This is a genomic window from Streptomyces sp. NPDC047061, from assembly GCF_040643955.1.
Taxonomy (GTDB): Bacteria; Actinomycetota; Actinomycetes; order Streptomycetales; family Streptomycetaceae; genus Streptomyces.
Window position 1 is genome coordinate 112,402 of sequence record NZ_JBEYVI010000015.1, and the last position, 15,064, is coordinate 127,465.

A 15,064-nucleotide genomic window follows, 5' to 3' on the forward strand; every position below is an offset into this window, starting at 1 on the left:
ATGGGGCGCTATGTCGTCCGGCGGCTGCTCCAGATGATCCCGGTGTTCGTCGGGGCCACGCTGCTGATCTTCCTCATGGTCAATGTCATGGGCGACCCGATCGCGGGACTGTGCGGTGAGCGCGCGTGCGATCCGGCGACCGCCGCCCAGCTGAAGAAGGAGTTCGGACTCGACAAGCCGGTGTGGCAGCAATACCTCACCTACATGGGGAACGTCTTCACCGGCGACTTCGGCACGGCGTTCAACGGGCAGCCGGTCACCGAGCTGATGTCCACCGCGTTCCCCGTCACCATCCGGCTGACGATCGTCGCCATCCTCTTCGAGATCGTCATCGGCATCACGTTGGGTGTGGTGACCGGTCTGCGGCGCGGGCGGCCCGTCGATACGGGGGTGCTGCTGGCCACCCTGGTCGTCATCTCCGTACCGACCTTCGTGACCGGCCTGCTGCTCCAGCTGCTGCTGGGCGTGGAGTGGGGCTGGATCAAACCCTCCGTCTCCCCGGACGCCACCTTCGGCGAGCTGATCGTGCCGGGGCTGGTGCTCGCCTCCGTGTCGCTCGCCTATGTCACCCGGCTGACCCGCACCTCCATCGCCGAGAACAAACGGAGCGACTACGTCCGTACGGCCATCGCCAAAGGGCTGCCCAGACGCCGGGTCATCACCCGGCACCTGCTGCGCAACTCGCTCATCCCCGTCGTCACCTTCATCGGCACCGACATCGGCGCGCTCATGGGCGGCGCGATCGTCACCGAGCGGATCTTCAACATCCACGGCGTCGGCTACCAGCTCTACCAGGGCATCCTGCGGCAGAACACCCAGACGGTGGTGGGGTTCGTGACCGTGCTGGTCCTGGTGTTCCTGGTGGCCAACCTCCTGGTGGACCTGCTCTACGCCGTACTCGACCCGAGGATCCGCTATGCCTGAGCAGCCGTTCGAGCCCGACCGGGCGATCGCGGGGACGGGAGCGGGCGGGGCGATGGACCTCGCGACGAGCGAGGCGCAGACGCTGGAGCGGACACCGGGCGGACCGCTCGGCACCGGGCCGGCCGCCAGACCGCGCTCGCTCTGGTCCGACGCCTGGCGGGACCTGCGGCGCAACCCGGTCTTCATCGTCTCCGCCCTCGTCATCCTCTTCCTCGTCGTCATCTCCCTGTGGCCGTCCCTGATCGCCTCCGGCTCCCCGCTCAAGTGCGACCTGGCCAAGGCCCAGGAGGGCTCCCAGCCGGGCGCTCCCTTCGGATACGACGGACAGGGCTGCAACGTCTACACGCGGACCGTCTACGGGGCCCGTACGTCCGTCACGGTGGGCGTCTGCGCCACCCTCGGGGTCGCACTGTTCGGGTCGGTCCTCGGCGGGCTCGCCGGGTTCTTCGGCGGGTTCTGGGACTCGGTGCTCTCCCGGATCACCGACGTCTTCTTCGCGATCCCGGTCGTCCTTGGCGGTCTCGTCCTCCTCTCGGTGGTGACGAGTAATACGGTCTGGCCGGTGATCGGGTTCATGGTGCTGCTCGGCTGGCCGCAGATCTCCCGGATCGCCCGCGGCTCGGTGATCACCGCGAAGCAGAACGACTACGTCCAGGCGGCCCGTGCCCTCGGCGCCTCCAACTCCCGCATCCTGCTCCGGCACATCGCGCCGAACGCGGTGGCGCCCGTGATCGTCGTCGCGACCATCGCGCTCGGCACCTACATCGCCCTGGAGGCGACCCTGTCGTACCTCGGCGTCGGGCTGAAGCCGCCCAGCGTCTCCTGGGGCATCGACATCTCCGCCGCCTCGCCCTACATCCGCAACGCCCCGCACGCGCTGCTGTGGCCCTCCGGGGCCCTCGCACTCACCGTCCTGGCCTTCATCATGCTCGGCGACGCGGTGCGCGACGCCCTCGACCCGAAGCTGAGGTGAGCGCCGCCGTGCTGCTCGAAGTGCGCGACCTGCACGTGGAGTTCCGGACACGAGACGGGGTCGCGAAGGCGGTCAACGGCGTCTCGTACGCCGTCGACGAGGGGGAGACGCTGGCCGTGCTGGGCGAGTCGGGGTCCGGCAAGTCGGTGACCGCACAGGCCGTCATGGGGATCCTCGACATGCCGCCCGGGCGGATCGGCGGGGGCGAGATCCTCTTCCGGGGGCGCGACCTGCTGAAACTGAAGGAAGAGGAGAGACGGAGGATCCGGGGCGCCGAGATGGCGATGATCTTCCAGGACGCGTTGTCGGCGCTGAACCCGGTGCTGAGCGTGGGCGACCAGCTCGCCGAGATGTTCGTCGTGCACCGCGGGATGCCGAAGAAGGACGCGCGGGCCAGGGCCGTCGAGCTGATGGACCGGGTACGGATCCCGGCGGCCGCCCAGCGGGTGCGGGACTACCCGCACCAGTTCTCCGGCGGGATGCGCCAGCGCATCATGATCGCCATGGCGCTGGCCCTGGAACCGGCGCTCATCATCGCCGACGAGCCGACGACCGCGTTGGACGTGACCGTGCAGGCCCAGGTCATGGACCTGCTCGCGGAGTTGCAGCGCGAGTACCGCATGGGGCTGATCCTGATCACCCACGACCTGGGCGTGGTCGCGGACGTCGCCGACCGGATCGCCGTCATGTACGCCGGGCGGATCGTCGAGTCCGCGCCCGTGCACGACATCTACAAGGCGCCGGCGCACCCGTACACGCGCGGGCTCCTCGACTCGATCCCGCGCCTCGACCAGAAGGGCCAGGAGCTCTACGCCATCAAGGGCCTGCCGCCCAACCTCATGGACATCCCTCCGGGCTGCGCCTTCAACCCCCGTTGCCCCATGGCCCAGGACGTGTGCCGCACCGACGAGCCACCGCTGTACGAGGTGGACCGGCACCGGGGCAGCGCCTGCCACTTCTGGAGGGAGTGCCTCAATGGTTGACGCGGTGGTTGAGCCGATCCTGGAAGTGAGTGGACTGGTCAAGTACTACCCCTTGACCCAGGGCATCTTGATCAAGAAGCAGATCGGTGCGGTCAAGGCCGTTGACGGTGTTGACTTCACGCTCAACAAAGGAGAGACCCTCGGCATCGTCGGGGAGTCCGGCTGCGGCAAGTCAACAGTTGCCAAGATGCTCGTCAATCTTGAGCGGCCGACGGCGGGGTCGATCAAGTACAAGGGCGAGGACATCACCAGGCTGGGCGGTCGTGCGCTCAAGGCGGTCCGCCGCAACATCCAGATGGTCTTCCAGGACCCCTACACCTCCCTCAACCCCCGCATGACCGTCGGCGACATCATCGGGGAGCCGTACGAGATCCATCCCGAGGCGGCCCCCAAGGGCGACCGGCGCCGGCGGGTCCAGGAGCTGCTGGACGTCGTGGGGCTCAACCCCGAGTACATCAACCGCTATCCGCACCAGTTCTCCGGCGGACAGCGGCAGCGCATCGGCATCGCACGGGGGCTGGCGCTGCGCCCCGAGGTGATCGTCGCCGACGAACCGGTGTCCGCGCTCGACGTCTCCGTGCAGGCCCAGGTGATCAACCTGCTGGACCGGCTCCAGAACGACTTCGACCTGTCGTACGTCTTCATCGCGCACGACCTGTCGATCGTGCGGCACATCTCGGACCGGGTCGGGGTGATGTACCTCGGGCGGATCGTGGAGATCGGCAAGGACGAGGAGATCTACGACCACCCGACCCACCCCTACACCCAGGCGCTGCTCTCCGCGGTGCCGGTACCGGACCCGGAGGCGCGGGAGCACCGGGAGCGGATCATCCTGAGCGGGGACGTCCCGTCGCCGACGAACATTCCGTCGGGGTGCCGGTTCCGCACGCGGTGCTGGAAGGCGCAGGAGCGCTGCGCACTGGAGGTGCCGTTGCTCGCGGTGCCCGCGGTGTTCCGGCTCGCGTCGGGGCCGGCGGTGCATGACTCGGCCTGCCACTTTGCTGAGGAGAAGCAGGTGGTGCCGCCGGAGGAGCCGACGGACGATCTTGCCGACGGGGGTGCATAGCGGGGTGAACCGGGATCAATCTCGTTAACACGCAGGCAACTTCAGCGACCCGGTCTCGATATACGGACGCGTCACTCTATTCAACGTACGGCCGTGCGGGTGCCGTAAACGGGCCGGAGCGCGCCATGTCGCTCCGGCCCGTTGCCCCTTTTTTGCGCCTAAACCGGCGCCGCTCTCGCGGACCTGGCTGGTGCTTCGTCGTGGTTCCTCAATTATTGGTTGCGGTGCTCTGTGGGGCGCTGTCGCTCAGTCCAGTCCGAGAGCGCGCCGGAGGAACTCCAGCTGAAGCAGCAGCAGGTTCTCTGCCACCTGTTCCTGCGGAGTCATGTGGGTCACGCCCGACAGGGGGAGCACCTCGTGCGGGCGGCCCGCTGCCAGCAGGGCGCTGGACAGGCGCAGGGAGTGGGCCACCACCACGTTGTCGTCCGCCAGGCCGTGGATGATCATCATCGGGCGGTGCGGTTCGGCCGCGTCGACCAGGCCGGCGTCGTCGATCACCGAGTTGCGGCGGTAGACGTCCGGCTGTTCGGCCGGGTGGCCGAGGTAGCGCTCCTGGTAGTGGGTGTCGTACAGGCGCAGGTCGGTCACCGGGGCGCCCACCACCGCCGCGTGGAAGACGTCCGGGCGGCGCAGGGCCGCGAGGGCGGCGAGGTAGCCGCCGAAGGACCAGCCGCGGATCGCCACCCTGGTCAGGTCGAGGGGGAAGTCGGCGGCGAGCGCCTGGAGGGCGTCGACCTGGTCCTGGAGGACGATCGCCGCGATGTCGTCCTTGATGGACTTCTCCCAGGCCGGGGAGTGGCCGGGGGTGCCCCGCCCGTCGGCGACGATCACCGCGAAGCCCTGGTCGGCGAACCACTGCGAGGTGAGGTGGGCGTTGTGGGCGGCGACCACGCGCTGGCCGTGCGGACCCCCGTAGGGGTCGAGCAAAACCGGAAGGGGAGTGTCCCCGTGGTAGTCCTGTGGCATAAGCACGGCGCACGGAATTCGGCGTGCGCCCCCCGAGGTGAGCGTCACGCGCGGGGACAAACCGGGGTCTTCGGCGTATGACGTGACAGTCGCCAGGTGCTTTCCGTCGCGCAGCACCTGGACGCGGGCGCCCGGGCTGTCCAGGGTGGCGGAGACCAGTACGGTCACGCCCCCGGCGCGCACCGCCGTGTGCACGCCGGGCTCCTGCGACACGCGCTCCACGCCGAGTTCGTTCACGCGGTAGACGTGCACCTCGCCGATCTCGGGGGACTCGGCCTCCTCGCCGGCGGACGCGGAGACCAGCACGTCATCGGTGGTCACGTCGAGCACCGCACGGATGTGCAACTGGGGTCCCGTGAGCGGCCGTTCACCCACCGCGAGCACCCGGGCGCCGCCCTCGTCGGCGATCCGGACCAGCTGTCCCGAGGGGCTCCAGCAGGGCACCCCACCGAACAGTTCAAGCCATGTTGGATCTTCGTCGGCGTGCACCATCCGGGTCGCCCCCGACCCCGGGTCCACGGCCAGGAACAGCTGACTGCGCTGGTCGCGCGCCTGTACGAGCAACAGCGGGGCACCCGCCTCTGACCAGTGCACATGCGCCAGGTACGGATAGCGCGCCCGGTCCCAGGAGACCTCCGTGCGCGCCCCGCCGAGGTCGTGCACGAACAGGCGTACGTCCGCGTTCTCGGTGCCCGCCGCCGGATAGGCGACATGATGTGGCTCACGCTCCGGGTGGGCGGGGTCGGCGATCCACCACCGCCGTACCGGCGTGTCGTCCACGCGCGCCACGAGCAGCCGGTCGGACTGCGGCGACCACCAGAAGCCGCGCGAACGCCCCATCTCCTCGGCCGCGATGAACTCGGCCAATCCGTAGGTGACCTGTTCCGACTCCGGCTCGGCGAGTGCCCGGTCGCCCTCGCCCTCGGCGCCCACCACGCGCAGGGCGCCCTCCGCGACGTACGCGACATGACGGCCGTCGGGGGACGGGCGCGGGTCGATCACCGGCCCGGGGACCGGGAGTTCGCGCGCCGTGCCGGCCCTGAGCTCGGCCGTGAAAAGCCGCCCTGACAAGGCGAAAGACGCCAACTCCAGGGCCGCGTCGGTGGCGTAGCCGACGATGCCGGCACCGCCCTCGCGGCTGCGTTCGCGACGGGCCCGCTCCTGGGGCGAGAGGTGCTCGTCGGCACCGCCGAGCAGGGTGCGCGGGTCCGCCGCGAGTCGCTCCTCACCACTCGGCAGATCGAGAATCCACAGGGAGTTGGCGCGGTCCGTGCCGGTGCCGGAGCGCAGAAACGCCACGCGGGAGCCGTCGGGGGCCACGGTGAACGCGCGCGGCGCGCCGAGCGTGAAACGCTGGGTGCGGGCGTGCCGGCGGGGGAATGAGACAGCCTCGGTCGTCATGCCCCGACCATATTGGCCATGCGCCCCCTTGTGCGGCCGTGCGCCGAGCGATGCGCGAGCACGCATAGTTATGATCACTACCGCTGAGTGGGTATGAACCTGCTGGCATGCGCATGGATTTGCTGTACCGATCTACAACCTGATCTACAACCCCCATAGTCCGAACCCCCCGCATCCCTGGGATCTTTGGAGGTGAGCCGCCGTGGCACTCTCGATTTCGGCGGTGGTGCTGCTGGCGATCATCGTCTTCCTGCTGATCAGGAAGTCAGGTCTGAAGGGCGGCCACGCGGTTGTCTGCATCCTGCTCGGCTTCTATCTCGCCTCCTCGACCATCGCACCGACGATCAGCGATCTGACGACGAACGTCGCCAGCATGATCGGCAGCATCAAGTTCTGACCCCGACCGCTTTTCGCACCGGTCGACCGGGGCTGCGCGGCACTGTCGGTGTCGTTTCGTAGGGTGGGCACATGACGGAACTGCCTACCCGGCGTCTGTTGCTCGTGCACGCGCACCCGGACGACGAGTCGATCAACAACGGCGTCACCATGGCCCGCTATGCGGCCCAGGGTGCCCATGTGACGCTGGTCACCTGCACGCTCGGCGAGGGCGGCGAGGTCATCCCGCCCGAGCTGCGGCATCTCACCGGTCCCGCCCTGGGCGAGTACCGGCTGGGCGAGCTCACCGCCGCCATGCGCGAGCTCGGTGTCGACGACTTCCGGCTGCTCGGCGGCCCCGGCCGCTACCGCGACTCCGGAATGATGGGCCTGCCCGACAACGACGCGCCCGACTGCTTCTGGCGGGCCGACCTCGACGAGGCCGCCGGGCACCTGGCCCAGGTGATCCAGGAGACCCGCCCCCACGTCCTCGTCACCTACGACGACAACGGCGGGTACGGCCACCCGGACCACATCCAGGCCCACCGCGTCGCCATGAGAGCCGTCGAACTGGCCGCCGAGGCCGGCCACCGCATCCCCAAGGTCTACTGGAACCGCGTCCCGCGCACCGTCGCCGAGGCCGCCTTCGCCAAGCTCCAGGACGACCTGCCGGGGCTGCCCTTCGCCAAGTCCGCCGCCGTCGACGACGTACCGGGCGTGGTCGACGACCGCCGTGTCACCACGGAGATCGACGGCGCCGCGTACGCCGGTGCCAAGGCCGCCGCGATGGCCGCCCACGCCACCCAGGTCGAGGTGGCACCGCACGGCGCCCGCTACTTCGCGCTCTCCAACGAGCTGGCGCAGCCCGTTTTCACCACGGAGTTCTACGAGTTGGTGGGCGGTGAGCCCGGTGCCGCCCGGGAGACCGATCTCTTCGCGGGCCTCGGGGAGGCGTCATGAGTTCCGGTGGCCGCGGGTCGGCACTCGCGCAACCCCTGCAGTCGCCCTCGGCCGGCCGGGTCGCGGCCCTCCTCGGCCTGGTCGTGCTCGGGGTTGTGGTCGGCGTCGCCGGCGCCCTCGTCCAGGCCGGCTGGTTCCCGGGCGGGCTGCTGCTCGCCCTGGCCGGCGCCGCCGGGCTCTTCCTCGGCGGGGCCCGGGCCGTGCTGAGCCGCTCGGGGGCCGTCGCGCCCGCGTTCGGCTGGGTCGTCGCCGTCATCTTCCTCACCGCCAGTCGGCCGGAAGGCGACTTCCTGTTCGGCGCGGGAGTCGGCTCGTACCTCTTCCTGCTCGGCGGCATGGCGCTGGCTGTGATCTGCGCCACAATGGGTTTGGGGCGGCAACCTCACGCGGACGGCGCCCGACTTGGCAAGTGACGTACCACTTCGCCGTGGGGTGCCCGTGGGAGTCCGGTGTGGGTTTCCCCAGCGGTCATGGGATAAGCGTCAGAAGTGGCCAGTATGGTGGTGCGCGCCGCCGAGCCGCCCCAGCAAGGTCGTCACGGGCGGTGGAGCCAACCGGGAGAACCTGCCTTGAGTCGTGAAACTGACACTCCGTCCTCCGGGCCCAACGGGCGCGGAGGATCCGCATACCCCTCGGGCACGCCGCCGTACGGGACCCCCATGGCTTCCGAAGACGGTACGGACGCGGCCCGTTCGGCCGCGCAGCCGGAGGAACGCAAGACCGAGACCACGCTGACGACCCGGATCCGGATCAACATCCCCGGCTCCCGGCCGATTCCGCCCGTGGTCGTCCGCACTCCCGTCGCGGACGTCGAGGGCGGCGTGGCCGGTGTCGCAGGCACGGGCGGTCCGAGCGAGGAGACGGGCACGCACGCGCTGCCGACGGGCGCCGCCATGTCCACCGGCATCGTCGAGCCGCCCGCCGCCGAGCAGGCGCCCGCGCCCGCGGCCGAGGAGAAGGCCAGCGACTGGTTCGCGCCGCGCAAGTCAGGTCCGGCCAAGGGCGGTCCGCGCGGCGGCGCCGCCAACGGCGGCGGAGCGCCCGGCGGTTCCCCCGCCGCGTCGCCGAACGGCCCGGCGACCCAGGGCGGCCCGGCCACCCAGGGCGGTGCGCGTCCGGGCGGCGGCCGTCCCGGCGGTGTCGTCGGCTCCATGAGTGTGCCCGGCGCGTCCCGGCCCGGCGCGACCAACGGCGCGGGGCTGCCCACCGGCGCGACCGGCGGCCCGGTGGCCCCCGGACACGGCGGCGGCACCGGCTCCTTCGACGTGACCGAGGCGCTCGCCGCGGGCCCCCTCGGCGGCTCCCGGGGCGGCGCGAAGGGCGGCGGCGACGCCCGCCGCGACGACCTGCCGTACTTCTCGGACAACGGCGGCCAGAACGGCGCCCAGGCCGGTCCCGGCGCGCCCGGCGGCCCGGTCGGTCCCGGTGGCCCCAGCGGCTTCAACGGACCGGGCGGTCCCGGCGGCCTCGGCGGCCCGCAGGGCCCGGCAGGCCCCACCGGCGGCCCGGTCACCGGGGACGGCCCGTTCGTCCCCCCGGTCAACGGCGGCGAGCCCTTCGGCGGCCCGGCAGGCCCGGGCGGAACGGGCGGCCCCGGCGGGGCCTTCAGCGGCGGTGAGCCGTTCGGTACCCCGGGCGGTCCCGCGGGCCCCGGCGGCGGCCCCGCCCGCCCCGGCCCCGGTGGTCCCGGCCCTGGTGGTCCCGGCGGTCCGCGCGCCCGTGCCGCCCAGGCCCGGCCCGGCGCGCGCACCGCCCCCGGCGGTCCCGGTCTCCCCGGTGGCGGCCTGAGTGACGACACCGCGATCCTCACCCCGCAGAAGCCCGCTCCCGAACCGGGCATGCCCGGCTACGGCTCCCCGGCGGACAACGTCTCCGGGCACACCGTCACCAGCGGCATCCCGGTCGTGCCGCCGGGCGCGGGCTCCCCGTTCGCGCCGGGCGCGCCCACCGACGGGCCGCTGCCGCACACGCCCCCGAAGCTGCCCGAGCCGGTCTCGCCGCCCCCGGCCGAGTCCAAGTCCAAGGCGAAGGCCAGGAAGAAGCGCGGCAAGCTGCCGCTGCTCGTCGGTGTCGTGGTGGTCGGCGGCGTCGGCGTCTACGGCGCCGGGCTGCTCATGAACCACTCCGACGTGCCCAAGGGCACCACGGTGCTCGGCGTCGACATCGGCGGCGGCACCCGCGACGACGCCGTCAGGAAGCTCGACGACGCCTTCGGCAAGCACGTGAACCAGTCGCTGAAGCTGTCCGTCGACGGCAAGACCGTCTCGCTGCCGCCGGACCAGGCGGGCCTCCAGTTCGACATGCAGAACACCGTCGAGGCGGCCGCCAAGAGCGACTACAACCCGGTCTCCGTGATCGGCTCCCTGTTCGGCCAGAAGCGGGTCGTCGACCCCGTCATGCCGGTCGACGAGGAGAAGCTCCAGGCCGCGCTCAAGGACCTCGGCGGCAGCTCCGGCTCGGTCACCGAGGGCACGATCAAGTTCACCTCCGGCAAGGCCGTCGCGGTCTACGGCAAGGCGGGCAAGGGCATCGACGCGGCCGCCTCCACGACGGCGGTCGAGCAGGCGTACAAGACGATGGTGGAGACCGGCACCGCCTCCGCGGTGAACGTACCGACGACCACCGTGCAGCCGACGGTCACCAACGCCGAGGTCGACCGCGAGATGAAGGCGTTCGCGCAGCCGGCGATGTCGAACAAGGCCTACGTGCAGACGGACGCGGCGCACAGCATCCCGTTCGGTGCCCTGTCACTGCCGAAGATCCTCGGCTTCAAGGCGGTGAACGGCAAGCTGGTGGAGACGTACAACCTGGAGGCGCTCAAGGAGGCGTACGGCAGCACCTTCGACGGCGTACTGATCACCCGGGCCACCGGCCAGAAGACGGCCGTCACGCCGCAGGACGTCGCCTCGGCACTGCGCAAGGCCCTGGTCGGCAAGACGCCGGCGGAGCGCATCGGAGTCATCGATACCAACCCCAGCTGACACTTCGAGGAGGGGGCGCCCGGTGCTCGCCAGCGGGCCCCCCTTCTTGGTGTTCCGCGCTCTGCGCCGGCGGTACCGATCGGCTTCTAATTGACGGGAGTTGAGCTTGTGATCAGTGCTACGGTGCTTCGGCTCGCTGCAAGATCAATGTCGTTTCGGTAACCGACTCGGACAGGGATTTGTATGCACATGTTCCGTCGCGCCATGGTCTCCCTCTCCAGCTTGCTCATGCTCGCCGGAGCTGGTCTGTTCCTCGCCTCCCCGGCGCAGGCCGCCACCTCGTGCTCCGGCACCGTCACCTACGACGGGACCGTCTCTCGTAGCGGCAGCGTCATAGGTGAGCTGGTCATCTACTACAACAGCAGCAACGGTGGCACCAATAGCACCTGTTTCTACCACCGAGGCGTCTCTTACGGAGTCGCGGCTTCTACTTCCGTGCAGATATACCGATGCTCGCAGACGTCGGGCACAGGCGACGCCTGTCGTATAGCCGCCGCGTCACCCGAGGACCAGGGGTCCTATTCCTACCAGGCCGGTCCGGTCGGGGTGACCGGTACAGCGAACTACTGTGTCTCGGCGATCGGTGACGTCTGGTGGGGCGGTAAGGACTACTACGTGGACAGCGGCACGCGAGGATGCTGATCAGCGTGTCCTGAGGAATGCGGTCAAGGGGCGCCCGGTGCTCACCGGGCGCCCCTTCGCGTATGTCAGGCGCTGCTCATGACATCTGTCATGCGGCTCTCCGGACGCCCGACACTGCCCCCGGACAGGGGGCCGCCGCCAGCATGGAGGCATGACAACGACAGCGGCGACGACGGCCACCGGGACCCCGGTGGTGGTCGGGTTCGACGAAGTGAGCAAGACCTACGGGAACGTACGGGCCGTCGACGGGCTCTCGCTGCGGCTGCACCCGGGGGAGACCGTGGCCCTGCTCGGGCCGAACGGCGCGGGCAAGTCCACCACACTCGACCTGCTGCTCGGCCTCAAGCAGGCCGACGCCGGCAAGGTGAGCGTGTTCGGCCTGAGCCCGCGCGAGGCCATCGTCGCCGGACGCGTGGGCGCGATGCTGCAGAGCGGCGGCCTGATGGACGAGGTCACGGTCGCCGAGCTGGTCAAGCTCGCCTGCCGGCTGCACCCCAAGCCGTACAAGGTCACCGACGTCCTCGCCCGCGCGGGCATCTCGCAGATCGCCGACCGCAAGGTCAACAAGCTCTCCGGCGGCCAGTCCCAGCGCGTCCGCTTCGCCCTCGCCACCGCGGGTGACAGCGACCTGATCGTCCTGGACGAGCCGACCACCGGCATGGACGTCTCCGCCCGCCAGGCGTTCTGGGCCACCATGCGCGAACAGGCCGACCAGGGGCGGACGGTCCTGTTCGCCACCCACTACCTCGAAGAGGCCGACGCCATCGCCGACCGGGTGCTGGTGCTGCACCGGGGGCGGCTGCTCGCCGACGGCACGGCCGCCGAGATCAAGGCGAAGGCGGGAGCGAGGAGGATCTCCTTCGACCTGGAGGGCGAGATCGACGAGGCCCCGCTGCGGGCCCTGCCCTTCCTCACCGCCGTCACTGTGTCAAAAAGCGGCTCCGCCGCGGGGAGCGGCCGGACCATCCGCATGCAGTCGTCCGACGCCGACGCCACCGTCCACGCCCTGTACGGCCTCGGTGTCTACCCCCGCAACCTCGAAGTCGCCGGGCTCGGCCTGGAACAGGCCTTCGTCGCCATCACGGAGGCCGAAGAGGCCAAGGAGGCCACGCAGTCATGAACGCCCTGATCAAGCTGGAACTCGCCCGCGCCCTGCGCAACCGCAAGTTCCTGTTCTTCTCGGTGATCTACCCCTCGATCATCTTCCTGCTGGTCGCCAGTCAGGGCGGCACCGGCGAGACCGTCGACAACTCCGGCCTGTCCGTCGCCGCCTACGTCATGGTCTCCATGGCCTCCTTCGGCGCCCTCACCGCCGTCCTGATGGGCAACAGCGAACGCATCGCCAAGGAACGCGAGAGCGGCTGGGTACGGCAACTGCGGCTGACCACACTGCCCGGCCGCGGCTACGTCCTCGCCAAGACCGCCAGCGCGGCGGTGGTGAGCCTGCCGTCCATCGTGGTCGTCTTCCTGGTCGCCGCCTCCGTGAAGCACGTACGCCTCGACGCCTGGCAGTGGTTCGCGCTCACCGGCGCGATCTGGGCCGGCAGCCTGGTCTTCGCCGCGCTCGGTGTCGCCATCGGGTACCTGGCGAGCGGCGACGCGGTCCGCCCGATCACGATGATCACCTACTTCGGCCTGTCGATCCTCGGCGGCCTGTGGTGGCCCTCCTCCTCCTTCCCGACCTGGCTCCAGGACATCGCGAAGTGGCTGCCCACGCACGCGTACGCTGCACTGGGACGGGCCATCGAGCAGAGCCGGGCCCCGCACGCCCAGGACATCGCCATCCTCGTCGTCTTCTTCGCCCTCTTCGTCGGCGGCGCGGCCTGGCTGTACCGGAAGGACACGCTGAAGGCGTGAGCACGATGACGGAAGACCTGCGGTCCGAGGACGAGGCACGGGCGGACCGGCTGGTACGGATCGGCCAGCCGCCCCGCAACCGGGGCGAGGCGATGCGCAAGCTGGTGTGGGTGCTGCCGTGGCTGGTGTTCCTGGGCTCCCCGGTGGACGACCTGACGTCCGGCCACCACACCACCGGGGCCACGGCGGCCGGCTCGGCGGGCCTGGCGGCCTTCGTCGGGATCTACCTGACCATCGTCTTCCGCCAGATGGGCCGGCCGTTCCGCGGCGGTACCGTCGCCGCCGCGGTCGCCGTGGAGTGGACGCTCGCGGTCGTCCTCGCCTTCAGCCTCGGCAGCTCCTGGCTCGGCCTGTTCGTGTACGTCTCCGTGATGTGCGGGGTCACCTTCCCGCTCCGCATCGCCTACTGGACGATCCCGATCACCACCGCCGCGATGATGCTGGCGGGCTGGCACGCCCACGCCCTGGACGACGCCTGGGGCCTGTTCCTGGTGGTGCTCCTGGTCGGCTTCTCCATGACCGGCGTACGGCAACTCGTCGCCACCACCATCGAGTTGCGCAAGGCCCGCGCCACCGTCGCCCAACTCGCGGCCAACGAGGAGCGGTTGCGCCTCGCCCGCGACCTGCACGACCTGCTGGGCCACTCGCTCTCCCTGATCACCCTGAAGAGCGAGCTGGCCGGCCGGATGCTCCCCGACCACCCCGACAAGGCGGCCCAGCAGGTCACCGACATCGAACAGGTCAGCCGCCAGGCCCTGGTGGACGTCCGCGAGGCGGTCACCGGCTACCGGCGGCCCCGGCTCGCCGCCGAACTTGCCGGCGCCCAGGTCGCCCTGACCGCCGCCGCGGTCATCGCCGAGGTCCCGGCCGACCCCGACCTCACGGGCGTGCCCGAGGAGGGCGAGGCGGCCCTCGCCTGGGCGCTGCGGGAGGCGATCACCAACGTCGTACGGCACAGCGGCGCGAGCGCCTGCACGGTGGAGCTGCTGCGCCGTCAGACCCTGGACGGCCCGGTCCTCGAACTCGCCGTCGAGGACAACGGTACGGGCGGTTCCGGCAGGGGCCCGGGAAACGGGCTCACCGGGCTCACCGAGCGGCTGGAGAAGGCGGGCGGCACGCTGGAGGCGGGCCGTCTGAAGCGTGGTTTCCGGCTGGTCGCCCGGGTCCCGCTCAACTCCGGGAGGGCCGTAGGATCCGGGGCATGAGCAGTACGATCAAGGTCCTCCTCGCCGAGGACCAGTCGATGGTCCGCGAGGCGCTCGCCGCCCTGCTGGGCCTGGAGGACGACATCGAGGTCGTCGCTCAGGTCGCCCGCGGCGACGAGGTGCTGGCCGCGGCGCAGGCGAACGACATCGACGTGGCCCTGCTCGACATCGAGATGCCGGGCTGCACGGGCATCGAGGCGGCGGCCCGGCTCCACAAGGCGCTGCCGGCGGTGAAACTGGTCGTCCTCACCACCTTCGGCCGCCCCGGCTATCTCCGTAGCGCGATGGAGGCGGGCGCCGACGCGTTCCTCGTCAAGGACGCCCCCGCCGCCCAACTCGCCGAAGCCGTGCGCAAGGTCCTCGCCGGCGAACGCGTCATCGACCCCACCCTCGCGGCGGCGGCCCTCGCCGAGGGCGCCAACCCCCTCACCGACCGCGAACGCGAGGTCCTGCGCGCGGCGGCCGACGGTTCCACCAACGCGGAACTGGCAGCGGCGCTGCACCTCTCCCAGGGGACGGTACGCAACTACCTCTCGACGGCCATCCAGAAACTGGCGGTGCGCAACAGGGCGGAGGCGGTCCGGATCGCACGGGAGAAGGGCTGGCTGTAGCCGGTCCAGGGGTTGCGGCCGACCGGGCACCGCCGGACCACGCCGTCTCGGCCGACCGTTGCGACGGATCAAAGAGACCGGTGGCTCCGCGGCGCCCGGCGAGGGAGCGGTGCCGTGTCG

At 70.8% G+C, this 15,064-nt stretch carries 14 protein-coding genes; 13 read left to right on the forward strand and 1 reads right to left on the reverse strand.

The window, feature by feature from the left end:
* Genes ABZ887_RS22585 through ABZ887_RS22600 form a run of 4 tightly spaced genes read left to right on the forward strand, consistent with a single transcriptional unit; the run spans position 1 to position 3,946 of the window.
* Positions 1-924: an ABC transporter permease gene (locus ABZ887_RS22585; RefSeq protein ID WP_361292143.1), complete on the forward strand. Its 924-nt coding sequence runs from the start codon at positions 1-3 to the stop codon at positions 922-924.
* The gene (locus tag ABZ887_RS22590) at positions 917-1,897 is read left to right on the forward strand and encodes an ABC transporter permease (protein ID WP_361292145.1); all 981 of its coding nucleotides are present in this window, start codon (positions 917-919) and stop codon (positions 1,895-1,897) included. Before ABZ887_RS22585 ends, ABZ887_RS22590 begins: the two co-directional genes overlap by 8 nt.
* Positions 1,898-1,905: 8 nt before the next feature.
* On the forward strand, positions 1,906-2,880 hold the full coding sequence (locus ABZ887_RS22595) for an ABC transporter ATP-binding protein (RefSeq protein WP_361292315.1): 975 nt from the start codon (positions 1,906-1,908) through the stop codon (positions 2,878-2,880).
* Positions 2,873-3,946: a dipeptide ABC transporter ATP-binding protein gene (locus ABZ887_RS22600; RefSeq protein WP_361292147.1), complete on the forward strand. Its 1,074-nt coding sequence runs from the start codon at positions 2,873-2,875 to the stop codon at positions 3,944-3,946. The genes ABZ887_RS22595 and ABZ887_RS22600 overlap by 8 nt, the downstream gene beginning before the upstream one ends.
* Positions 3,947-4,192: 246 nt before the next feature.
* On the opposite strand, the gene ABZ887_RS22605 is transcribed toward ABZ887_RS22600, so the two are convergent.
* The gene (locus ABZ887_RS22605; protein ID WP_361292149.1) at positions 4,193-6,313 is read right to left on the reverse strand and encodes a prolyl oligopeptidase family serine peptidase; all 2,121 of its coding nucleotides are present in this window, start codon (positions 6,311-6,313) and stop codon (positions 4,193-4,195) included.
* A gap of 202 nt (positions 6,314-6,515) precedes the next feature.
* Here ABZ887_RS22605 and ABZ887_RS22610 point away from each other — a divergent pair, with 202 nt between their 5' ends.
* The 9 genes from ABZ887_RS22610 (at position 6,516) to ABZ887_RS22650 (ending at position 14,944) form a co-directional block, all read left to right on the forward strand.
* Positions 6,516-6,710 carry a hypothetical protein gene (locus ABZ887_RS22610; protein ID WP_351711165.1) on the forward strand — a complete coding sequence of 65 codons (195 nt, stop codon included), beginning with the start codon at positions 6,516-6,518 and terminating at the stop codon, positions 6,708-6,710.
* Positions 6,711-6,781: 71 nt separating this feature from the next.
* The gene (mshB, locus tag ABZ887_RS22615) at positions 6,782-7,648 is read left to right on the forward strand and encodes an N-acetyl-1-D-myo-inositol-2-amino-2-deoxy-alpha-D-glucopyranoside deacetylase (RefSeq protein WP_361292152.1); all 867 of its coding nucleotides are present in this window, start codon (positions 6,782-6,784) and stop codon (positions 7,646-7,648) included.
* The gene (locus ABZ887_RS22620) at positions 7,645-8,061 is read left to right on the forward strand and encodes a DUF6113 family protein (protein ID WP_361292154.1); all 417 of its coding nucleotides are present in this window, start codon (positions 7,645-7,647) and stop codon (positions 8,059-8,061) included. Before mshB ends, ABZ887_RS22620 begins: the two co-directional genes overlap by 4 nt.
* A 156-nt stretch (positions 8,062-8,217) precedes the next feature.
* Positions 8,218-10,629: a hypothetical protein gene (locus ABZ887_RS22625; RefSeq protein ID WP_361292156.1), complete on the forward strand. Its 2,412-nt coding sequence runs from the start codon at positions 8,218-8,220 to the stop codon at positions 10,627-10,629.
* Positions 10,630-10,818: 189 nt separating this feature from the next.
* Positions 10,819-11,271, forward strand: coding sequence for a hypothetical protein (locus ABZ887_RS22630; protein WP_361292158.1), 453 nt, complete (start codon positions 10,819-10,821; stop codon positions 11,269-11,271).
* 151 nt (positions 11,272-11,422) lie between these two features.
* Complete coding sequence (locus ABZ887_RS22635) at positions 11,423-12,391, forward strand: ABC transporter ATP-binding protein (RefSeq protein ID WP_361292160.1); 969 nt, start codon at positions 11,423-11,425, stop codon at positions 12,389-12,391.
* Positions 12,388-13,128, forward strand: a complete 741-nt coding sequence (locus ABZ887_RS22640; RefSeq protein ID WP_361292162.1) for an ABC transporter permease — start codon at positions 12,388-12,390, stop codon at positions 13,126-13,128. Before ABZ887_RS22635 ends, ABZ887_RS22640 begins: the two co-directional genes overlap by 4 nt.
* Positions 13,129-13,133: 5 nt before the next feature.
* Positions 13,134-14,333 (forward strand): histidine kinase, encoded by a 1,200-nt coding sequence (locus ABZ887_RS22645; RefSeq protein ID WP_361292317.1) that lies wholly within the window; start codon positions 13,134-13,136, stop codon positions 14,331-14,333.
* A complete protein-coding gene (locus ABZ887_RS22650) occupies positions 14,330-14,944 on the forward strand; it encodes a response regulator transcription factor (RefSeq protein ID WP_361292164.1) in 615 nt (204 codons plus the stop codon). Before ABZ887_RS22645 ends, ABZ887_RS22650 begins: the two co-directional genes overlap by 4 nt.
* Positions 14,945-15,064: the final 120 nt, after the last annotated feature.